General features: G+C 73.8%; 15 protein-coding genes. 2 read left to right on the plus strand and 13 right to left on the minus strand.

The window, feature by feature from the left end:
* Positions 1 to 310 precede the first annotated feature (310 nt).
* The 11 genes from CLT72_RS19610 to CLT72_RS19660 all read right to left on the minus strand — a co-directional run bounded on the left by CLT72_RS19610 (position 311) and on the right by CLT72_RS19660 (position 14,170).
* On the minus strand, positions 311 to 964 hold the full coding sequence (locus CLT72_RS19610) for a C39 family peptidase (RefSeq protein ID WP_101413041.1): 654 nt from the start codon (positions 962 to 964) through the stop codon (positions 311 to 313).
* Between the two features lie 1,143 nt (positions 965 to 2,107).
* A complete protein-coding gene (locus CLT72_RS19615) occupies positions 2,108 to 4,639 on the minus strand; it encodes an ATP-dependent Clp protease ATP-binding subunit (protein ID WP_101413042.1) in 2,532 nt (843 codons plus the stop codon).
* Between the two features lie 495 nt (positions 4,640 to 5,134).
* A complete protein-coding gene (locus CLT72_RS19620; protein WP_308220812.1) occupies positions 5,135 to 5,485 on the minus strand; it encodes a histone-like nucleoid-structuring protein Lsr2 in 351 nt (116 codons plus the stop codon).
* A gap of 109 nt (positions 5,486 to 5,594) precedes the next feature.
* Positions 5,595 to 7,103: a lysine--tRNA ligase gene (lysS, locus tag CLT72_RS19625; protein ID WP_101413043.1), complete on the minus strand. Its 1,509-nt coding sequence runs from the start codon at positions 7,101 to 7,103 to the stop codon at positions 5,595 to 5,597.
* Between the two features lie 129 nt (positions 7,104 to 7,232).
* The gene (locus CLT72_RS19630; protein ID WP_101413044.1) at positions 7,233 to 7,991 is read right to left on the minus strand and encodes a type III pantothenate kinase; all 759 of its coding nucleotides are present in this window, start codon (positions 7,989 to 7,991) and stop codon (positions 7,233 to 7,235) included.
* Between the two features lie 32 nt (positions 7,992 to 8,023).
* A complete protein-coding gene (nadC, locus tag CLT72_RS19635; protein WP_101413045.1) occupies positions 8,024 to 8,920 on the minus strand; it encodes a carboxylating nicotinate-nucleotide diphosphorylase in 897 nt (298 codons plus the stop codon).
* Complete coding sequence (locus CLT72_RS19640) at positions 8,917 to 10,611, minus strand: L-aspartate oxidase (RefSeq protein WP_101413046.1); 1,695 nt, start codon at positions 10,609 to 10,611, stop codon at positions 8,917 to 8,919. The genes nadC and CLT72_RS19640 overlap by 4 nt, the downstream gene beginning before the upstream one ends.
* 186 nt (positions 10,612 to 10,797) lie before the next feature.
* Positions 10,798 to 11,688, minus strand: coding sequence for a septum formation family protein (locus tag CLT72_RS19645; RefSeq protein WP_101413047.1), 891 nt, complete (start codon positions 11,686 to 11,688; stop codon positions 10,798 to 10,800).
* A gap of 161 nt (positions 11,689 to 11,849) precedes the next feature.
* Positions 11,850 to 12,275, minus strand: a complete 426-nt coding sequence (gene panD, locus CLT72_RS19650) for an aspartate 1-decarboxylase (protein ID WP_101413048.1) — start codon at positions 12,273 to 12,275, stop codon at positions 11,850 to 11,852.
* Between the two features lie 36 nt (positions 12,276 to 12,311).
* Positions 12,312 to 13,160: a pantoate--beta-alanine ligase gene (gene panC, locus CLT72_RS19655; RefSeq protein ID WP_101413049.1), complete on the minus strand. Its 849-nt coding sequence runs from the start codon at positions 13,158 to 13,160 to the stop codon at positions 12,312 to 12,314.
* A 56-nt stretch (positions 13,161 to 13,216) separates the two neighbouring features.
* A complete protein-coding gene (locus CLT72_RS19660; RefSeq protein ID WP_101413050.1) occupies positions 13,217 to 14,170 on the minus strand; it encodes a Rossmann-like and DUF2520 domain-containing protein in 954 nt (317 codons plus the stop codon).
* 182 nt (positions 14,171 to 14,352) lie between these two features.
* On the opposite strand from CLT72_RS19660, the gene CLT72_RS19665 reads away from it, so the two are divergent.
* Positions 14,353 to 15,456 carry an SAM-dependent methyltransferase gene (locus CLT72_RS19665; RefSeq protein ID WP_101413051.1) on the plus strand — a complete coding sequence of 368 codons (1,104 nt, stop codon included), beginning with the start codon at positions 14,353 to 14,355 and terminating at the stop codon, positions 15,454 to 15,456.
* Complete coding sequence (locus CLT72_RS19670) at positions 15,453 to 16,622, plus strand: NADH-quinone oxidoreductase subunit D (protein ID WP_199184604.1); 1,170 nt, start codon at positions 15,453 to 15,455, stop codon at positions 16,620 to 16,622. The genes CLT72_RS19665 and CLT72_RS19670 overlap by 4 nt, the downstream gene beginning before the upstream one ends.
* A 104-nt stretch (positions 16,623 to 16,726) precedes the next feature.
* Here the strand turns inward: CLT72_RS19670 and CLT72_RS19675 are convergent, their stop codons facing one another.
* Complete coding sequence (locus CLT72_RS19675; RefSeq protein WP_101413052.1) at positions 16,727 to 18,508, minus strand: hypothetical protein; 1,782 nt, start codon at positions 18,506 to 18,508, stop codon at positions 16,727 to 16,729.
* Positions 18,509 to 18,630: 122 nt separating this feature from the next.
* Entirely contained in the window at positions 18,631 to 19,635 is a 1,005-nt protein-coding gene (locus CLT72_RS19680) for a glycine betaine ABC transporter substrate-binding protein (RefSeq protein WP_101413053.1), read from the minus strand.
* Positions 19,636 to 19,729: the final 94 nt, after the last annotated feature.

A 19,729-nucleotide genomic window follows, 5' to 3' on the forward strand; every position in this document is an offset into this window, starting at 1 on the left:
GGGCTCGACGCCGGGCTCGGGCCGGCCCGATAGGCCCTCGAATCGCCCGGCTCGGCGCAACACGAGCTTGCGCCGGCCCGATGGGCCGAGGCCCCTCGACGCGGGCCGGGCTCGGCGCAACGCCGGACTCGGGCCGATCCGGTGCGCCGACGCCCTCGGCTCGCCCCGGACTCGGCGCAACGCTCCGGCTCGGCGGCGTGGCGTCCCCGGTTCGCTCTACGCCCGGCTCGGCGGCATGACGAAAGGGCCGGTCCCCGGGTGGGGCCGGCCCTTGTCGTCGTTGCGTGGTGCGTGGTGGGTGGTGTCGTGGTCAGGCGGTGTAGCCGCGGGTGGCGATCCAGTCGGCGAGGTTGTCGATGTTCATGCGGTAGGAGGCCTGGTTGGGGTCGGCGGAGTCGGCGATGGTGACGGTGTTGCCGTTGTCGCGGTAGCCGACGACGCTGATGTAGTGCCCGCCTTCGAAGGAGTGGGTGGTGGCGTCGGTGTCGGTGGCGGTGCCGGCGATGTTGGCGACGACGGCGTGGCCTTCGTCGATGGCGGTGACGATGTCGGCGCGTAGCTTGTCGGTCTGCTTGTCGTCGGCCTTGGGTTCGCGGATCTCGACGGACTGGTAGGCGTCGCGGCCGGTTTCCTTGTTGAGTACGGGGGTGATGTCGTTGATGGAGTTGGTGCCGGCTTCGGTGGTGCCCATGCGCTGGGCCATGCCGTCGACGTCGATGTTCTTGCCCTGCACGCTCAGGGCGTTGCGGGCGGCGGCGGGGCCGCAGTAGTAGAAGTTGGGCTGGGCTTCGTAGCGCACGCCGAGTTCGCGCTCGCCGTTCTTGCGGTCCTGGGCGACCGAGGCGGAGGCGGGGTTGGCGTGGGCGGGCGAGGCGAAGGTGGTGAGGGGGCCGGCGATGGCGCCGCCGGTGACGGCGAGTCCGGCAGCGGTCAGGGCGGTCTTACGCAGGATGTCGGTACGCATGATGGTCGGCACCTTCCGATCGGGGGTACGCGGACACACGCCAAAGGGGGGGCGGGTGTGCCGCGAAAGGGGGAAAGGGTCGAAACCAGGGAGAAGGGGTGCGCCCTACGGCTGGGGGGTGGGGCGCGTCCCGGGGGATGCAACGACGCGGACCCGGCCGGCATTCCGGCCTCACGCCCGGCCACCGCAAGGGGCGACTCGGCCCGGGCACCGCAGGGGGGTGACTCGGCCCGGGCACCGCAGGGCCTGCCGGGGGGTCACGCGCTCACGATGGATACAACGACCGGGGCCCCCGACCCATGCCCACCGACCCGGTGACCCGCACCACCCCCAAACCCCCACGAAACTGGACGAGCCGGCCGGAGCGCACCGACCGTGAACCGGACGCCACGCCCGAACCGCACCACCATGCCCGAACCACCCGCCGTGCCCGAACCCGGCGTGCCCGAACCACCCGGCATGCCTGGAACGGACATCCTGCCCAACCGGACATCCTTCCCGAACGGCACACCGCGCCCGAAACGCACACCATTCCCGAGCGGCACAGCAACCTGTTCCCGCTGCGCACCGACCTGACCGGGCTGCCGGCCAGGGCCGGCCGGTCCGCCGTCCGCCGCCGGGCCGTTGCCTCGCAAGCGCGAGATGGCCGCACGGTGATCAGGACTCCATGGGCGTTATCCGGCTGCTTTACGGTCCATGGGGTCCTGATCACCGTGGCTGAGCGTCGTGGATGGCAGCGGGGCGCGTGGGGCTCGCGGATCGGCGGGAAAGGTCCGTCGGACGTCCGGCACCGTGCCCGCCGCTGCCCGTAGGCCCGTCGACGGACCGACCTGTGGGCGATCCTGGACTGGACCATGCCCGGGCTGCTCGGGAGGTGGACGCCGGTCTGCTGGTTCCGGTGACCGCGCCCACCGGCGGCGTCGGCGATCTCGGCCTGCCCGCCCGTCGCCGCGCTGCTCGCCCCGCGTTCAGACCAGCGTCAACCGGCGCCGACCATGCCGGTGCTGGGGGTCCAGCCCGCCGGAAAGGGTCGTCAACCGGCATCAGGACTACGTGACCGGCCAGGAAAGGGTGGAAAGTGCAGAGAGGGCGGCGGCCCGGTGGGAGTGCCACCGGGCCGCCGCCCTTTCCGCTGTTGCTGCCCTACTCGTCCGCGCCAGCGGCGGCGGTGCCGCCGAGGTCGGCCGGGACGGCGTCCGGCACGGTGGCCGGCCGGTCCGCGCCCTTGAAGACGAGCTTGGACTTGTCGATGTTCTCCGGATCGCCCTCGCAGTCCACCACCACGATCTGACCCGGGGTCAGCTCGTTGAAGAGGATCCGCTCGGACAGATTGTCCTCGATGTCGCGCTGAATCGTGCGACGCAGCGGACGCGCGCCGAGCACCGGGTCGAAGCCCTTCTTCGCCAGGTACTTCTTGGCGTTGTCGGTCAGCTCCAGGCCCATGTCCTTGTTCCGCAGCTGGCCCTCGATCCGCTGGATCATGATGTCGACGATCGACAGGATCTCCAGCTCGCGCAGCTGGTGGAAGACGATGGTGTCGTCGATCCGGTTGAGGAACTCAGGCCGGAAGTGCTGCTTGAGCTCGTCGTTGACCTTCTGCTTCATCCGGTCGTAGTTGGACTCGGAGTCCTCCGACGCCTGGAAGCCGAGCGAGACCGCCTTGGCGACGTCGCGGGTGCCCAGGTTGGTGGTCAGGATGATGACCGTGTTCTTGAAGTCCACGATCCGGCCCTGACCGTCGGTGAGCCGACCGTCCTCCAGGATCTGGAGCAGCGTGTTGAACACGTCCGGGTGGGCCTTCTCGATCTCGTCGAAGAGGACCACCGAGAACGGCCGACGCCGCACCTTCTCGGTCAGCTGGCCGCCCTCGTCGTAGCCGACGTAGCCGGGAGGGGCACCCACCAGCCGGGAGACCGTGTAGCGGTCGTGGAACTCGGACATGTCCAGCTGGATGAGGGCGTCCTCGCTGCCGAAGAGGAACTCGGCCAGCGCCTTGGAGAGCTCGGTCTTACCGACACCGGACGGGCCGGCGAAGATGAACGAGCCCGAGGGGCGCTTCGGGTCCTTCAGGCCGGCCCGGGTACGCCGGATCGCCTTCGAGACCGCCTTGACCGCGTCCTCCTGGCCGATGACGCGCTTGTGCAGCTCGTCCTCCATGCGCAGCAGGCGCGAGGTCTCCTCCTCGGTCAGCTTGTAGACCGGGATGCCGGTCCAGTTGCCGAGCACCTCGGCGATCTGCTCGTCGTCGACCTCGCTGACGACGTCCAGGTCACCGGCCTTCCACTCCTTCTCCCGCTGGGCCTTCTGCCCGAGGAGCTGCTTCTCCTTGTCGCGCAGCTGGGCGGCGCGCTCGAAGTCCTGCGCGTCGATCGCGGACTCCTTGTCGCGACGCACCTGGGCGATGCGCTCGTCGAAGTCGCGCAGGTCCGGCGGCGCGGTCATCCGGCGGATCCGCATCCGGGCGCCGGCCTCGTCGATGAGGTCGATCGCCTTGTCCGGCAGGAAGCGGTCGGAGATGTAACGGTCGGCCAGCGTCGCGGCGGCCACGAGAGCGGCGTCGGTGATGCTCACCCGGTGGTGCGCCTCGTAGCGGTCGCGCAGGCCCTTGAGGATCTCGATGGTGTGCGCCAGCGACGGCTCACCCACCTGGATCGGCTGGAAGCGGCGCTCGAGGGCCGCGTCCTTCTCCAGGTGCTTGCGGTATTCGTCGAGCGTGGTCGCACCGATGGTCTGCAGCTCGCCGCGGGCCAGCATCGGCTTGAGGATGCTCGCCGCGTCGATCGCGCCCTCGGCGGCACCGGCGCCGACCAGGGTGTGGATCTCGTCGATGAAGAGGATGATGTCGCCGCGGGTGCGGATCTCCTTGAGCACCTTCTTGAGGCGCTCCTCGAAGTCACCACGGTAGCGGGAACCGGCGACCAGGGCACCGAGGTCGAGCGTGTAGAGCTGCTTGTCCTTCAGCGTCTCGGGCACCTCGCCCTTGATGATCTTCTGGGACAGCCCCTCCACCACGGCGGTCTTGCCGACGCCGGGCTCACCGATCAGGACCGGGTTGTTCTTGGTGCGGCGGGAGAGCACCTGCATGACCCGCTCGATTTCCTTCTCGCGCCCGATGACCGGGTCGAGCTTGCCCTCGCGGGCGGCCTGGGTCAGGTTGCGGCCGAACTGGTCCAGCACGAGGCTGGTGGACGGCGCGGCCTCGCCCGGCGCGGCGCCCGCCGCGGCCGGCTCCTTGCCCTGGTAGCCCGAGAGCAGCTGGATCACCTGCTGGCGGACCCGGTTGAGGTCGGCGCCGAGCTTGACCAGCACCTGGGCGGCGACGCCCTCACCCTCGCGGATCAGCCCGAGCAGGATGTGCTCCGTGCCGATGTAGTTGTGGCCGAGCTGAAGCGCCTCGCGCAGCGACAGCTCCAGCACCTTCTTGGCCCGCGGCGTGAACGGGATGTGCCCGCTCGGCGCCTGCTGACCCTGGCCGATGATCTCCTCGACCTGCTGTCGCACACCCTCCAGGGAGATGCCGAGGCTCTCCAGAGCCTTGGCGGCGACGCCCTCACCCTCGTGGATCAGGCCCAGCAGGATGTGTTCCGTACCGATGTAGTTGTGGTTGAGCATCCGGGCCTCTTCTTGGGCCAGGACGACAACCCGTCGCGCTCGGTCGGTGAACCGCTCGAACATGCCCTCGTGCTCCTCACGTGCCGTGCGCACTCGATCTTGATGGTCAAGAAGTCGTGGCGGGGCCGGTGCGCGGACGACCGGGACGGGCGTCCGTGCCTCCTTACTCTATCGCCGCGAACCGACTCCGCTGAGGTCGCGTGTCCCCGCCGGAGGCCGTGTACGCGCCGTTTTGCACAACCGTCCGCGCTCAGGGGGTGTTCCGGTACCCCTACCTGTACGCGCAGAGCGAAATTCGGCGCGGTCGCAGAACCCGTCATGCGGGTCGCGCCGGTGCCTGCGCGGCCCGGATCCGGACCGCGCGGAGGGTCGTCCACAGGCTGTGGACAGACTCTCCACCGGCTGTGGACAACGACCGTCGGGACGGAATTCTTCCCGCTCGGCTGCCGTCGCGGGCGGATACGGCGAGCCCGGCCCGGAGCCAGCCGGGCGGATACGGCGACGCCGGCCCGGAGTCGTGCTCCGGCCCGGCGTCGTGGTCGCCCGTCGAGGGTCCGGTCAGTGACCGGCCTTCGCGTGGTACTCGTCGACGATCTCCTGGGGGATCCGACCCCGGTCGGAGATGTCCTTGCCGGCCTTCTTGGCCCAGGCGCGGATCGCCTTGTTCTGCTCCCGGTCGGCGGTGGCGCCACCCCGACCGCGCGCGGCCCGGCCGCCGACGACGACGCCGCCCCTGCCCACCTTGCTGCCGTGGGCGATGTACGGGGCGAATACGTCGCGCAATTTCTCGGCGTTCGAGCTCGACAGGTCGATCTCGTACTGAACGCCGTCGAGCGCGAACTTGACCGTCTCGTCAGCGTCCCCGCCGTCCAGGTCATCGACCAGCTTATGAATGATCTGCTTGGCCACGTCCCACATTCCTTTCGAGCAGGGTGCTCCTGCAAACTGTAAGCACGATAACCCGCGCGACGCTTGCCGCGTCAATAGGATGCGGTAACGACCCGGTGGAGATGCGCGACTACTCCGGGCGAACCAGGGGGAAGAGGATGGTTTCCCGAATTCCCAGGCCCGTGAGGGCCATCAACAGCCGGTCGATTCCCATTCCCATACCCCCGGCCGGCGGCATTCCGTACTCCATCGCCCGGAGAAAGTCCTCGTCCAGCCGCATGGCCTCGTCGTCGCCGCGGGCGGCGAGCTGCGCCTGGGCCACCAGCCGCTCCCGCTGCACCACCGGGTCCACCAGCTCGGAGTACGCGGTCCCGAGCTCGAAGCCGAGCACGTAGAGGTCCCACTTCTCGGCCAGTCCGGGCTCGCTGCGGTGCGCCCGGGTCAGCGGGCTGGTCTCCTCCGGGTAGTCGCGGACGAAGGTGGGCGCCGTCAGGCCCGGCACCACCAGTTCCTCGAACAGCTCCTCCGCCAGCTTGCCCGGCCCCCACTTGGGGTCGACCGCCAAACCCACCTTGTCGGCGTACTCCACGAGGCGGGCGCGCTCGGTGCGTACGGTGACCTCCTCGCCGAGCGCCTCGGAAAGCACCCCGAAGAGGGTCACCGAGCGCCACTCGCCGCCCAGATCGAACTCCCGGCCGTCGGCGTGCGTCACCACGGTCGACCCGCCGACGGCGATCGCCGCCTGCTGCACGAGATTTCGGGTCAGCTCGGCCATGGTGTCGTAGTCGCCGTAGGCCTCGTATGCCTCGAGCATCGCGAACTCGGGCGAGTGCGAAGAGTCGACACCTTCATTACGGAAGTTGCGGTTGATCTCGAAGACCCGGTCGACGCCACCGACGACGGCCCGCTTGAGAAACAGTTCCGGCGCGATTCGCAGATACAGATCGGTGCTCAGTGCATTGCTGTGGGTCACGAATGGCCGGGCCGCCGCGCCGCCGTGCAGCAGCTGGAGCATCGGGGTCTCCACCTCGATGAAGTCCCGGCCGTGCAGCGAGTCGCGCAGGCTGCGTACGGCTGCGGCCCGGGTGCGCACCATCTGGCGGGCCTGCGGCCGGACGATCAGGTCCACGTAGCGCTGCCGGACCCGCGCCTCCTCGCTCAGCGGCTTGTGCGCCACCGGCAGCGGGCGCAGCGCCTTCGCCGTGACCGCCCACTGCTCGGCCAGCACGGACAGCTCGCCGCGCCGGCTGGTGATCACCTCGCCGGTCACCCCGACGAGGTCACCGAGGTCGACCAGGCGCTTCCAGTCGTTCAGCCGGTCGGCGCCGACCCGGTCGAGGGAGAGCATGGCCTGCAACTCCGTGCCGTCGCCGTCGCGCAGCGTGGCGAAGCAGAGCTTGCCGGTGTTGCGTACGAAGATCACCCGACCGGTGACCGAGACCCGGTCGCCCGTGGCGGTGTCGGTGGGCAGCTCGGCGTACTTCTGCCGGAGGTCGGCCAGCGTGCTGGTCCGGGGGAAACCGATCGGGTACGGCTCGACGCCCTCGGCGAGCATCCGGTCCCGCTTCTCCCGGCGGACCTTCATCTGCTCGGGAAGGTCGTCGGCGGGATCGACTGGCACGGGGTTCTGCTCGGTCACGGCACGCTTCCTCAGAAGGAGATTTCGGGCGGGGTCAGGCCCCGAGCGTACTCAAGGCGCCCGGAGGGCGTTACGGGATGACCCGCCCGCATGACCGGCCCCACTCACGCCCTCTCCGGCGGCCGGGGTTCAGATGTTGCGCTCGTAGACCATCCGCAGGCCGATCAGGGTGATCATCGGCTCGTGGTGGGTGATCGTGCGGCACTCGTTGATCACGAGCGAGGCCAGCCCGCCCGTGGCGATCACGGCGCTCACCTCGCCGATCTCCTCGATCATCCGCTCGACGATCCGGTCCACCTGCCCGGCGAAGCCGAAGTAGAGGCCGGACTGGAGGCACTCGACGGTGTTCTTGCCGATCACCGAGCGGGGCTTCGTCGCCTCGACCTTGCGCAGCTGGGCGGCCCGGGCGGCGAGCGCGTCGAAGCTGATCTCGATGCCCGGGGCGAAGGCGCCGCCGAGGAACTCGCCCCGGCCGCTGATCACGTCGAAGTTGGTGGTGGTGCCGAAGTCCACCACGATCGACGGCCCGCCGTAGAGGGTGTAGGCGGCCAGGGTGTTCACCACCCGGTCGGCGCCCACCTCCTTCGGGTTGTCGATGGCGAGCTGCACCCCGGTGCGCACCCCGGGCTCGACGATCACGCTCGGCAGGTCCGCGTAGTAGCGGGACAGCATAGTGCGCAGCGAGCGCAGCGCGGCCGGCACGGTGGAGCAGGCCGCGACGCCGGTGATCTCGACCGCGTCCCCGGCGAGCAGCCCGCGGAACTTCAGGCCCAGCTCGTCGGCCGTCGAGCGCGCATCGGTCTTGATCCGCCAGGAGTGCACCAGCTTGTCGCCGTCGAAGGTCGCCAGCACGGTGTTGGTGTTTCCGATGTCGATGCAGAGCAGCACGCACGCAGCCTAGACAACGGCCGGCCGCCGGTTCACCCGGTGCGCAGGTCCATGGCGATGTCGAGGATCGGCGAGGAGTGCGTCAGGGCCCCGACCGACAGGAAGTCGACGCCGGTCGCCGCGTACCGCGCCGCCACGTCGAGGGTCAGCCCGCCGGTCGCCTCCAGCTCCGCCCGGTCCCCCACCGACGCCACCACCTCGGTCAGCATCTCCGGGGTCATGTTGTCCAGCAGGAGGAAGTCCGCCCCGGCCTCGACCGCCTCCAGGGCCTCGGCGACCGTGTCGACCTCGACCTGCACCGGCACCTCCGGGAAGGTCTCCCGGACCCGGCGGAAGGCCGCCGTGATGCCGCCCGCCGCGAACTTGTGGTTGTCCTTGATCATCGCGACGTCGTGCAGGCCCATCCGCTTGTTCGTGCCACCGCCGGCGCGCACCGCGTACTTCTCCAGGGCGCGCAGGCCCGGCGTGGTCTTGCGGGTGTCGAGCACCATCGCCTTGGTGCCGGCCAAAGCGTCCGCCCAGGCCCGGGTGTGGGTGGCCACCCCGGACATCCGGCAGAGCAGGTTGAGCGCGGTCCGCTCGGCGGTCAGCAGCAGCCGGGTCGGGCCGGCCACCGTGGCCAGCACGTCGCCCCGCGCCACCCGCGCTCCGTCGTGGGCCACCACCGACACCTCGACCGTACGGCCGGCGCCGGTCGCCTCGCCCACCAGCTCGAACACGGCCGCCGCCACGGCCAGCCCGGCCACCACGCCGTCGGCGCGGGCCACCAGGTCGGCCGTGTCGGTCTGCTCCGCCGGAATGGTGGCGACGCTGGTGACGTCGAGCAGTTCCGGCCCCAGGTCCTCGGCGAGCGCGCCGGAGATCACCCGCCGCACCTGCGCCGGGTCCAGGCCCGCGTCCCGCAGTGCCCGTTCCGTCGACTCCGTCATCGGGTCCCCTCCCACGCTTGCGTCAGCCGGCCCTGCGCCCCGACGGCGCCGACCAGGTGGCCGTGCCACCGCTCGTCGGCCGTCGGGAAGTCCTCCCGCCAGTGGCAGCCCCGGGTCTCCCGGCGGGCGTACGCGGCGGCGACCAGCGTCGACGCCACGGTGACCAGGTTCGTCGCCTCCCAGTCGGCCGTCCGGGGCCGCCCCCGGCCCTCGCCGAGCCGGCCCAGTACGGCGGCGGTCCCGGCGAGGGTGTCGGCCGAGCGGAGCACGCCCGCGCCCCGGGTCATCGCCCGTTGCAGCTCCGGCGTCGCCTCGGCCGGCACCACCCAGCCCTCGCCGCCGACCCAGGCGCCCGTCGGCGCCGGCTGGGCCTGTCCGGGCAGCCCGGCCGCGATGTCCTCGGCGATCCGCCGGGAGAACACGAGCCCCTCCAGCAGCGAGTTGCTGGCCAGCCGGTTCGCGCCGTGCACGCCGGTGCAGGCGACCTCGCCGCACGCGTACAGCCCGGGGATGGACGTGCGGCCGCGCAGGTCGGTGCGGACGCCGCCGGAGGCGTAGTGCGCGGCCGGGGCGACCGGGATCAGGTCGGTCGCCGGGTCGACGCCGATGGCCAGGCAGGACGCCACGATGGTCGGGAACCGCCGGGCCAGGAAGTCGCCGCCCAGGTGCCGGGCGTCGAGGAAGACGTGGTCCGCGCCGGTGGCCAGCAGGACCCGGTGGATGCCCTTGGCCACCACGTCCCGGGGCGCCAGCTCGGCCAGCTCGTGCTGCCCGAGCATGAAGCGCTTGCCGTCGCCGTCGACCAGGTGGGCGCCCTCGCCGCGCAACGCCTCGGAGACCAGCGGCTGCTGGGCGTGCCCGGCGCCCGGAACGCCGGCACCGGCCGGGGTGATCAGCGCGGTCGGGTGGAACTGGACGAACTCCACGTCGGTCACCGCCGCGCCGGCCCGCATCGCGAGGGCCACCCCGTCGCCGGTCGACACGGCCGGATTGGTGGTGGCCGCGTAGATCTGGCCCATCCCGCCGGTGGCCAGGACGACCGCGCGGGCCAGGATGGCGCCCACGCCGTCCTCGCTGCCCTCGCCGAGCACGTGCAGGGTGATGCCGCACGCCGCGCCGAGCCCTTCCGGGGAGTCGCCGGGGGCGCGCAGCAGGTCCAGCACCAGGGCGTGCTCGACCAGCCGGATCCAGGGATCGCGGCGTACGGCGGCGTGCAGGGCGCGCTGCACCTCGGCCCCGGTCGCGTCGCCGCCGGCGTGCACGATCCGGTCGGCCCGGTGCCCGCCCTCCCGGGTGAGCATCAGCGAGCCGTCGGCGTTGCGGTCGAACTCCGCCCCGATCCGCATCAGCTCGCGCAGCCGGGTCGGGCCCTCCTCGACCAGCACCCGTACCGCCGCCGGGTCGCAGAGCCCGACGCCGGCGATCTCGGTGTCCGAGGCGTGCGCGGCCGGGGTGTCGTGCGGGTCGAGCACGGCGGCGATGCCGCCCTGCGCCCAACGCGTCGAACCCTCGTCGATGTTGACCTTGGTGACCACCGTGACGTGCAGCCCCGCCTCGCGCAGGTGCAGCGCGGCGGTCAGCCCCGCCACCCCGGAACCGACCACGATCACGTCGGTGGTCTCCACCCAGCCGGGCGCGGGGGCGGCCAGCAGTCTGGGCAGCGCCGGCAGGTCGACGGTCGGAAGCTCCATGCCCACAGTCAACCCGAAGCACCCTCGCGAGGGGCGGCCGGGGCGGGACGAGTGGTACGCGCCATCGCGTCCGGACGCGCCGGCCGACGCCACGCACGGCGGCAGGCCGGCGCGGCCCGGTCTGGCGCGGCCCGGTCTGGCGCGGCCCGGACCGGCCCGGCGCGGCGCGGCCCGGACCGGCGGGTGCTACCGCGTCCGGACCGGGAGGGCCGCCGGGCCCGCGCCCCGCAGCGAGCCGGTCACCGTACGGTCGTCGAGCCAGAGGTAGCAGCGGACGCCCCGGTCGCCGACGCGCCACCGGCCGGCCCCCGGCGGGCGGACCACCACGCCGCTGCGGAAGCGCAGGTCGGCGTCGTCGGGCACCCCCACGTAGCGGCCGAGCACGGAACGGCAGCCGGCGTACAGCGGGGCCCAGTCGGCGGGGCGGGTCGGGTACGGGCGGTCGGGCGCCCGCCACACCCCGACGAACTCTGCGTCGTGCCGGGCGGCGCAGTCGACGGGGAGCAGCGTGCGCACCGACCCGCCGTCGGCGCGGGCCCGCTGGCAGCCCAGGCGCAGCGGGGACGGCCCCCGCAGGGCGTCCCGGAGGCTGCCGGTGCGCAACACCACGGTGGCGGCGGCCTCGACGGTGCTCACCTCGGTCAGGTCGCACCGGTACCAGCGGGCGCCGGCCGCCCAGCCCGCCCCGGACGGCACCGCCACCGCCAGTCGCAGCCGCCCCGCCCGCCAGTCGGCGCCGACGTGACCGGTCGCCCGGGTGTCGCAGTCGGCGAAGGCGCCCCGCAGCTCGGCCGAGCCGCCCGGCGGCGGGGCGGGCCGCCCGGCGGGGAAGGCGCCGACGTGCACCGTCTCGACCCGGTGCGGCGCGGCGCAGTCCACCGGCGCGTACGCGGCCAACGTCACCACGTCGGCGAAGTCGGCGACCTGGCACACCCCGGCGGCGGGGGTGAAGGGCCCGGGGGCGGCCATGGCCGGCCAGTCGTCGACCAGGTCACCGTCCAGCCCGCCCGAGTCGGCGCACCCGGCCAGCAGCGATGCCGTGACGACGGCAGCGAGCAGGGCAATCGCACGGCGCATCGCGGCCTCCCCCAGCCACCCGCGTCTGTCGACGGGGCAACCAGACTACCCAGGGACGACCTTCCGATGACAGACCGCACAGGCGCCCACTTCGACGGCCCGGACGCCCCTAGGGATCACGAGGGGACGAACGGGCGCGGCGCGGACGACAAGCGGTCCGTTCAGACGGCGGCGGCGAAGGGATTGGGCACCGGGGCGCCGGCGGTGCCGGGAGCGGCGGTGGTCGGGTCGGTGTTCAGCTCGACGACGCGGTTGTCGGAGTCCACGTGCACGACCCGCGGCCGGTACGACCGGGCCTCGGCGTCGTCCATCTGCCCGTACGAGATGAGGATCACCAGGTCCCCCGGGTGCACCAGGTGGGCGGCGGCACCGTTGATGCCGATCACGCCGCTGCCCCGCTCGCCCGGGATCACGTACGTCTCCAGCCGCGCCCCGTTGGTGATGTCCACGATCGCCACCTGCTCGCCGGGGATCAGGTCGGCGGCGTCGAGCAGGTCCTCGTCGACCGTCACCGAGCCGACGTAGTGCAGGTCGGCCTGGGTCACCGTGGCGCGGTGGATCTTCGACTTGAGCATGGTGCGCAGCATCGGGGTGCCTTTCGCGGGATGGTGGCGGGGTCGGGTTCAGGAACGCGGGGCGAGCCGGATCGCCGCGTTGTCGATCAGCCGGGTGGCACCCACCCAGGCGGCGACGAGCAGTCGCGCCGGCCCGGAGACCGGCCCCGGCTCCAGGTCCGGATCGGTGAGCACCAGGTAGTCGAGGCGCGCGCCGGGCGTACCGGCACCGAAGGCCGCGTGCGCGGCGGCGAGCACCGCCCCCGCGTCGGCGCCCTCGTCGGCCGCCGCGGCCCCGGCCCGCAGCGCCGCCGACAGGCTCAGCGCGGCCTCCCGCTCGGCCGGGGAGAGGTAGCGGTTGCGGCTGGACAGGGCCAGCCCGTCCGGCTCCCGCACGGTGGGTACGCCGACCACCTCGACCGGCACGTCGAGGTCCCGGGCCATCCGCCGCACCAGGGTCAGCTGCTGGTAGTCCTTCTCGCCGAAGAACGTCAGGTCGGGGCGGGTGAGCTGGAGCAGCTTCAGCACCACGGTGAGCACCCCGTGGAAGAAGCCGGGGCGGCTCTGCCCCTCCAGGTCCTCGCCGAGCGGGCCGGGGTTGACCCGCACCCGGGGCTGCCCGTCCGGGTACATGTCGGTCACCGAGGGGGCGAAGACCACGTCCGCGCCCGCCCGCCGGCAGATCTCCAGGTCGGCGTCGAGGGTGCGCGGGTAGCGGTCGAAGTCCTCGTTCGGGCCGAACTGAAGCGGGTTGACGAAGATCGTGACGATCACATGGTCGGCCCGCTCCCGGGCCGCCCGCAGCAACGTCTCGTGCCCGGAGTGCAGCGCGCCCATGGTCATCACGACGCCGACGGTGCCCTTCAGCCCGTCGCGCACCGCCGCCAGCTCGGCGCGGCCGTGCACCAGTTCCGTCACGTGATCCCCTCCGTCCACCGTCGGCCCGTCCACGCTGCCACCTGCCGTCGGACCGGTCACGCCGCCACCTGCCGTCGGTCGCCGGCGAGCACGCCGAGCAGCGACTCCGCGTCGACCGGGCGCAACCGGCCCGCCGCGATGGCCCGATCGGCCGTACGCCGGGCCAGCGCCAGGTAGGGCGCGACCGACTCGGGGGCGGTCGCGGCGAGCCGGGCCAGGTGCCGCTCGACCGTGCCGGCGTCGCCCCGGGACACCGGCCCGGTCAGCGCGTCGTCGCCGAGGCGCAGCGCGTTCTCCAGGGCGGCCCGCAGCAGCGGGGCGAGCACCTTCTCCGGCTGGGTCACCCCGGCGTCGCGCAGCCGGTCGGCGGCCTCGTTGACCAGGGTCACCAGGTGGTTGGCACCGTGCGCCAGCGCCGCGTGGTAGAGCGGCCGGTCCGCCTCGCCGACCCACTCCGGCACCCCGCCGAGGTCGGCGACCAGCCGGGCGGCCAGGGGGCGCAACTCCGCCGGGGCCGTCACCCCGTACGAGATGCCGGCCAGCCGGGCGAGGTCGTCCGGCGTACCGGTGAAGGTCATCGCGGGGTGCAGGGCCAGCGGGCGGGCCCCCGCCTCGGCGGCGGGGGCGAGCACGGCCAGCCCGTGCGCGCCGGAGGTGTGCGCGACCACCTGGCCGGGGCGCAGCGCGCCGGAGCCGGCGAGCGCGGCGACCACCCCGGCGAGGGCGTCGTCGGGCACGGCGAGCAGCAGCAGGTCGGTGGCAGCCCGGGCCACGGCGTCGGCGGACCGGCGGGGCACGCCGGGCAGCAGCAGCGCCTCCCGGGCCCGGGAGGCACCGGAGCCGGCCGTGGCGGCGACGACCCGGTGGCCGGCGGCGGCGAGGGCGGCGCCCAGCACGGCACCGACACGGCCGGAGCCGACGACGCCGACGGTGAGGAAACGGGGGATGGCGGCCGGCGGGACGGCGGCCCCGTGGGGGGCGGCCGGGCGCGGGCGCAGGGGTGCGCTCATGGCGACGATCCAGTCCTCGAGAAGGGGTACCGGTCGATCGCAAGTATGCGCCGGGGCCACGGAAGCGGGACAAGGATGTGTGAAAACGTTCACCGATGGCACCGGCGGCCGGGGACGACGGATCGGCCCGACCGGTTGCGTAGGGTCGGCCCGGTACCGCACGCCGCGTGGGGAAGGAACCGATGTCGATCCGCTGGCGGGACGCGATGCAACGGGCGCTCTACGGGCCGGGCGGCTTCTTCGTCTCCGGGTCGGGGCCCGCCGGCCACTTCCGCACCAGCGCGCACGCGTCGCCGGCCTTCGCCGCCGCGCTGCTGCGGCTCGTCGAGCAGGTCGACGCCGCCCTCGGCCACCCCGCCGACCTCCGCGTGGTCGACGTGGGCGCGGGGCGGGGCGAGCTGCTGCGCGCGCTCTCCGCCGCGCTGGGGGTCGCCGCCGCCCGACCCTCGGCCTCGTCCGGCCCGTCGTCCGCCGGTCCCGCGCCCTCCGCGTCGGTTCCGCTCGCCCTCCGGGTACGCCTCACCGCGGTCGAGAAGGCTCCCCGACCGGCCGACCTGCCCGACGGGATCGACTGGCTCGACGAGATCCCCGACGGGATCAGCGGGCTGCTGGTGGCCACCGAGTGGCTGGACAACGTGCCGCTCGACGTGGCGGTGCACACCGCCGAGGGCTGGCGCTACCTGCTGGTCGACCCGGCCACCGGCGAGGAGACCGTCGGTGACCCGGTCGACCGCGCCGACGCGGACTGGCTGGCCCGATGGTGGCCGCTGCCAGCGGCCGGAACCGACGGGACCGGTTCGACCGGGTCGGGGTTCCGGGCGGCAGTCAGAGCCGAGATCGGCCGGACCCGGGACGACGCCTGGGCCGAGGCGGTACGCAGGGTCGACCGGGGGCTGGCGCTGGCCGTGGACTACGGGCACCTGCGCGACGGCCGGCCCGTGGACGGGACGCTGACCGGGTACCGGGGCGGGCGGCAGGTGCCGCCGGTGCCGGACGGGAGCCGCGACGTCACCGCGCACGTCGCCGTCGACTCGGTCGCCTCCGCCGGCGCCCGGGTCGCGCGGTGCGCGTACGACCTGGGGTCGCAGCGGGAGGCGCTGCGGGCGCTCGGGGCCGACGGCGGGCGACCGCCGCTGAGCCTGGCCGTCGGCGACCCGGCCGGGTACGTGCGGGCGCTCGCCGCCGCGTCGGCGGTGGCCGAACTGACCGACGCGGCCGGGTTGGGCGGGCACTGGTGGCTGCGGCAACCGGTCGGCGTCGACCCGGCGCGGTTCATGGCACGATGACGGACATGACCACGGACGCCGGCGACCTCCGCGAGCTGACCGTCGGCACCGGGGCCGGCGGGGAGCAGCTCGGCACCGACATGGTGCTCAACATCGGGCCGCAGCACCCCTCCACGCACGGCGTGCTCCGGCTCAGGCTGGTGCTCGACGGCGAGCGGGTGGTGGCCTGCGAGCCGATCGTCGGCTACATGCACCGGGGCGCGGAGAAGCTGTTCGAGGTCCGCGACTACCGGCAGATCATCGTGCTGGCCAACCGGCACGACTGGCTCTCGGCGTTCTCCAACGAGTTGGGCGTGGTGCTCGCCGTCGAGCGGCTGATGGGCATGGAGGTGCCGGAGCGGGCCACCTGGCTGCGGATGGCGCTGGCCGAGCTGAACCGGGTGCTCAACCACCTGATGTTCCTCGGCTCCTACCCGCTGGAGATCGGCGCGATCACGCCGATGTTCTACGCGTTCCGCGAGCGGGAGACCATCCAGGCGGTCATGGAGGAGGTCTCCGGCGGCCGCATCCACTACATGTTCAACCGGGTGGGCGGGCTCAAGGAGGAGGTGCCGTCCGGCTGGACGGGCCGGGCCCGGGCCGCCATCGCCGAGGTCCGCCGGCGGATGCCGGACCTGGACAACCTCATCCGGCGCAACGACATCTTCCTGGCCCGCACCGTCGGGGTCGGGGTGCTCTCGGCGGCCGACGCCGCCGCGTTCGGCGCGTCCGGGCCCGTCGCCCGGGCCTCCGGCCTCGATTTCGACCTGCGCCGCGACGAGCCCTACCTGGCATACGACCAGCTCGACGTGCCGGTGGTGACGAAGACCGCCGGGGACTGCCACGCCCGCTTCGAGGTGCTGCTCGACCAGGTGTACGCCTCGCTCGACCTCGCCGAGCAGTGCCTGGACCGGGTGGACCGGCTCACCGGGCCGATCAACACCCGGCTGCCGAAGGTGCTCAAGGCCCCCGAGGGGCACACGTACGCCTGGACGGAGAACCCGCTCGGCATCAACGGCTACTACCTGGTCTCCCGGGGCGAGAAGACGCCGTGGCGGCTCAAGCTGCGCACCGCGTCGTACGCGAACGTGCAGGCGCTGGCCACCCTGCTCCCCGGCTGCCTGGTGCCGGACCTGATCGCCATCCTCGGCTCGATGTTCTTCGTGGTCGGCGACATCGACAAGTGACCCGCCCCGGCACCGCCCCAAGACGCGGGCGGGCCGGCCGGGCATGCCGTCCCCGCCCGACGTCGACGATCTCCCGGGCGCCGGCGAAGGGCTGACCCGGGGGCTCAGCGCCAGCGGTCGGTGGGGCGGGCACCGCCCCCACGGGGCTCGTCGTCCCGCGGCGGGTAGCCGTAGTGCTCCTCCTGCCGCCGGCCGTACCGCTCCGGCTCGGGCTCCGCCCGGCGGGGGCGGTACGCCTCGGGCTGGCGGGCGTCGTGCCGCGCCTCGGGCTGGTGTCCCCGCTGGCGGGGCGGGCGCCACTCGTCGGGCACCGGCACCCCGCCGGCCGGCAGTGCCGGGGCGTCGTCCGTCTCCGACCAGCCGCCGCGCCACCCGTCGTCGCCCCGCTCCGGCCCCCGGCGCGGCTCGTCCCGGCGGACCGCCGCCCAGCGGTCCGCGACCCGGTACTCGGTGCCGCTGGCGTCGGCGTGCACCTCGGCGCGCCGCTCCCCGACCCGCAGTTCCCGGCCCCGCTCGTCGTCCCGCACGGCCGCCCACCGGTCCCCGGCGCTCAGCTGCGACCATTGCTCCCCGCCCGCCTCGTCGGGCGCGTACGCCCGGCCGCGCCCGGACGGTCCGGCCGGCGCCCCCCAGCCCGGTCCGGCGGATGCCGGCGCGTCCCACTGCTGCCCGCGCCCGTCGTGCCGACCCGGCCGCTCCCGGTCGGCACGCCCGGCGGACCGCTCCCGCGCACCGGGTGCGGCGGACCAGTCCCGGTCGTCGCCCTGGGCCGACCACTCCCCGCCGCCGGGCTGGTCCGGGCGGCTCCGGTCGTCCGGGGCGGATCCGGGGCCCGGCCGCAGGCCGTCGTCGTCCCGGGGCGGCCGGTCGCCACGGCGGGACCGGTCGTCGACCTCGGCGTGCCCGGGACCGGCCCAGGAACGGTCGTCCTGCTCGCCCGACCACGGCCGCTCCTCCGGCGCCGGCGACCAGCGCCCCGCGTACCCGCCGCCGTACCCGGCGCCCCGGTCGGCGGGCACGGACGCGGAGCCGTCGACGATGGTGTGCCGGGTGGTGACGTGCACGGTCTCGGTGTGCCGCACCACGCCGAGCGGGCGGGCCCCGGGCTGGCTGCCCGGCTCCGCCGGCCGGGTCGCCCCGTACACCCCGGCGGTGCCGCCGGGCGCCGGCCGGCCCGCGTACCCGCCGGTGGGCGCCGGGGCCTCCTGGCCGTACCCGCCAGCCGGTGCCCCGGCCGTCCGTTCGGTGCCGTAGCCGCCGGCCGGCGCGGACCGCTCGGCGGGCGGAACCGGCTGCGGCCTGCGGGCGGGTTCCTCGTCGTCCCGGTCGGCGCGTCCCCGCCGGGGCGCCACGTCGTCCTGGTCCGGCATCCGCCCCCGGCCGGCCCCCGCGTCGTCGACGGCTGCCCAGCCGAAGCCCGCGTCGTCGACGGCTGCCCGCGCCCGGCCGGCGCCCGGGTCATCGGCCGCCCGAGCGCGGCCTGCGCCGGCCGGGGCGGCGACGCCGGCCAGCGCCGCGCTGCTGGCGTCCAGCCGTCGGCGCAGCGCGGCCACCTCCTCCTGGGCCCGCCGGGCGTCGTCGAGTGCCTGGTTGCCGCGCTGGGCGGCGGCCACGATCTCCCCGCGCAGCTCGCGGCGGAGCTGTTCGATCTCGTCCAGCAGCTCCTCGGTCCGGGCCGGACCCTCGCCGTCGGCGCGCAGCGCGATCGACAGGCCGATCAGGACGACGGCCATGATGGCGAGCACGGCGGCGAACCGCAGCGGGCCGTTGCCGTCGGCGACGAGCAGGATCAACGCCGCCACCGGCGCCAGGGCGACACCGACCCAGAAGAGGATGGTGAGCAGCGACGGGCTGCGCTTGTCGGCGGGGGCGACCGGGGCTGGCATGGGTCCGCAGCCTACCGAGGGTCGTGCCGCCACGGAAAGGGTGAACGGGGCATCCGGCATCTTCACCGCCGAACGCCACGCCGGCCACCGGCGACGAAACGCCGCCGGTGGCCGGGCCGGGATCAGCCGACGGCCAGCGCGCCGTCCGAGGAGAACACCAGGCCCACGCTCGCGGCCCCGGTCTTCAGCGCGTTCTTGGTCTGCGGGCCGCCCTGGTCCAGCGAGCTGAACGAGCCGGCCTTGAAGTCGTAGACCTGGACGAGCCCCGCCTGGCACTTCGGCCGCTGCGGGCACTCCGGCGGCCCGGCCAGCACCGTGGCCTGGCCCGAGCACTTGGCGGCCAGCTCGGAGAGGGTACGCACGCCGTACTTGTCGGCGAACGCCTTGGTCACGGCGAAGGCGTTCTGGTCCTGGGCCGCGGCCGGCGTGCCGAAGACGAGGCCGACCTTGTCGCCGGCCGCCTTGAGCGCCGCGACGGTCTTCTCCAGCTCCGGCGAGGACACCGGCTGGGCGTCCTTGCCGTTGGCCTTGGTGTTGAGGAACTCGGCCATGGTCGCCGCGTACTCGGGGACGACCTGGATCTCGCCCTTCTCCAGGGCCGGCTCGTAGAGCTCGCGGTTGCCGATCTGCTGCACCTTAACGTCGTAGCCGGCGGCGGTCAGGGCGATCTTGTAGAGCTCGGCCAGGATCTGGTTCTCGGTGAAATTGGCCGCGCCGATCACGATCTGGCCGCCGGGCCCCTTGGCGATGCCCGTGGTGACGCCGTTGGCCGCCGCGAACTCCTCGGCCGCCTTCTGCGCGGTCTTGCGGTCGACGTCGACGGCCTTGTTGAGCTGGATCAGCTTCGGCGTGTCGAGCGCGGCCGAGACCTTGTCCAGCGCCGCGAGCAACTGCGGGTTGGCCGCGTCGGCGTTGACCGCCGGGATGACGTTGTCGGTGTTCTGGAGCTTCTTGTCGTCGTCGAGCACGACGAGTTGGTCACCGGCCACCGGCGCGCAGCCGGCGCCGGAGGCCGCCTGCTCGGGGGCGTCCGTGCCGGAGGAGCCGGCGTCGCCGCAGCCGGTCAGCATCCCCGCCGCGGCGAGGGCTCCCACCGCACCGACGGCCAGGCGTGTACGTGCGCGCATCCAGTGCCCGCCTTCCGTGTCCCGGCGCGACCCTGCCGGGCCGGCCGCGTGTCCGACGGGCGATCTCGTCCGGCCGCCCGCTGTCTGCCACGGG

The organism is Micromonospora sp. CNZ309, from assembly GCF_002846525.1.

What these genes read in the sequence shown, in the direction of transcription:
- CLT72_RS19645 (WP_101413047.1), bottom strand. Translation starts at nt 11,688, where the DNA reads ATGCGCCGTGCGATTGCCCTGCTCGCTGCCGTCGTCACGGCATCGCTG.
- CLT72_RS19640 (WP_101413046.1), bottom strand. Translation starts at nt 10,611, where the DNA reads ATGGAGCTTCCGACCGTCGACCTGCCGGCGCTGCCCAGACTGCTGGCC.
- nadC (WP_101413045.1), bottom strand. Translation starts at nt 8,920, where the DNA reads ATGACGGAGTCGACGGAACGGGCACTGCGGGACGCGGGCCTGGACCCG.
- CLT72_RS19665 (WP_101413051.1), top strand. Translation starts at nt 14,353, where the DNA reads ATGTCGATCCGCTGGCGGGACGCGATGCAACGGGCGCTCTACGGGCCG.
- CLT72_RS19670 (WP_199184604.1), top strand. Translation starts at nt 15,453, where the DNA reads ATGACGGACATGACCACGGACGCCGGCGACCTCCGCGAGCTGACCGTC.
- CLT72_RS19660 (WP_101413050.1), bottom strand. Translation starts at nt 14,170, where the DNA reads ATGAGCGCACCCCTGCGCCCGCGCCCGGCCGCCCCCCACGGGGCCGCC.
- CLT72_RS19610 (WP_101413041.1), bottom strand. Translation starts at nt 964, where the DNA reads ATGCGTACCGACATCCTGCGTAAGACCGCCCTGACCGCTGCCGGACTC.
- CLT72_RS19615 (WP_101413042.1), bottom strand. Translation starts at nt 4,639, where the DNA reads ATGTTCGAGCGGTTCACCGACCGAGCGCGACGGGTTGTCGTCCTGGCC.
- CLT72_RS19680 (WP_101413053.1), bottom strand. Translation starts at nt 19,635, where the DNA reads ATGCGCGCACGTACACGCCTGGCCGTCGGTGCGGTGGGAGCCCTCGCC.
- panD (WP_101413048.1), bottom strand. Translation starts at nt 12,275, where the DNA reads ATGCTGCGCACCATGCTCAAGTCGAAGATCCACCGCGCCACGGTGACC.
- CLT72_RS19675 (WP_101413052.1), bottom strand. Translation starts at nt 18,508, where the DNA reads ATGCCAGCCCCGGTCGCCCCCGCCGACAAGCGCAGCCCGTCGCTGCTC.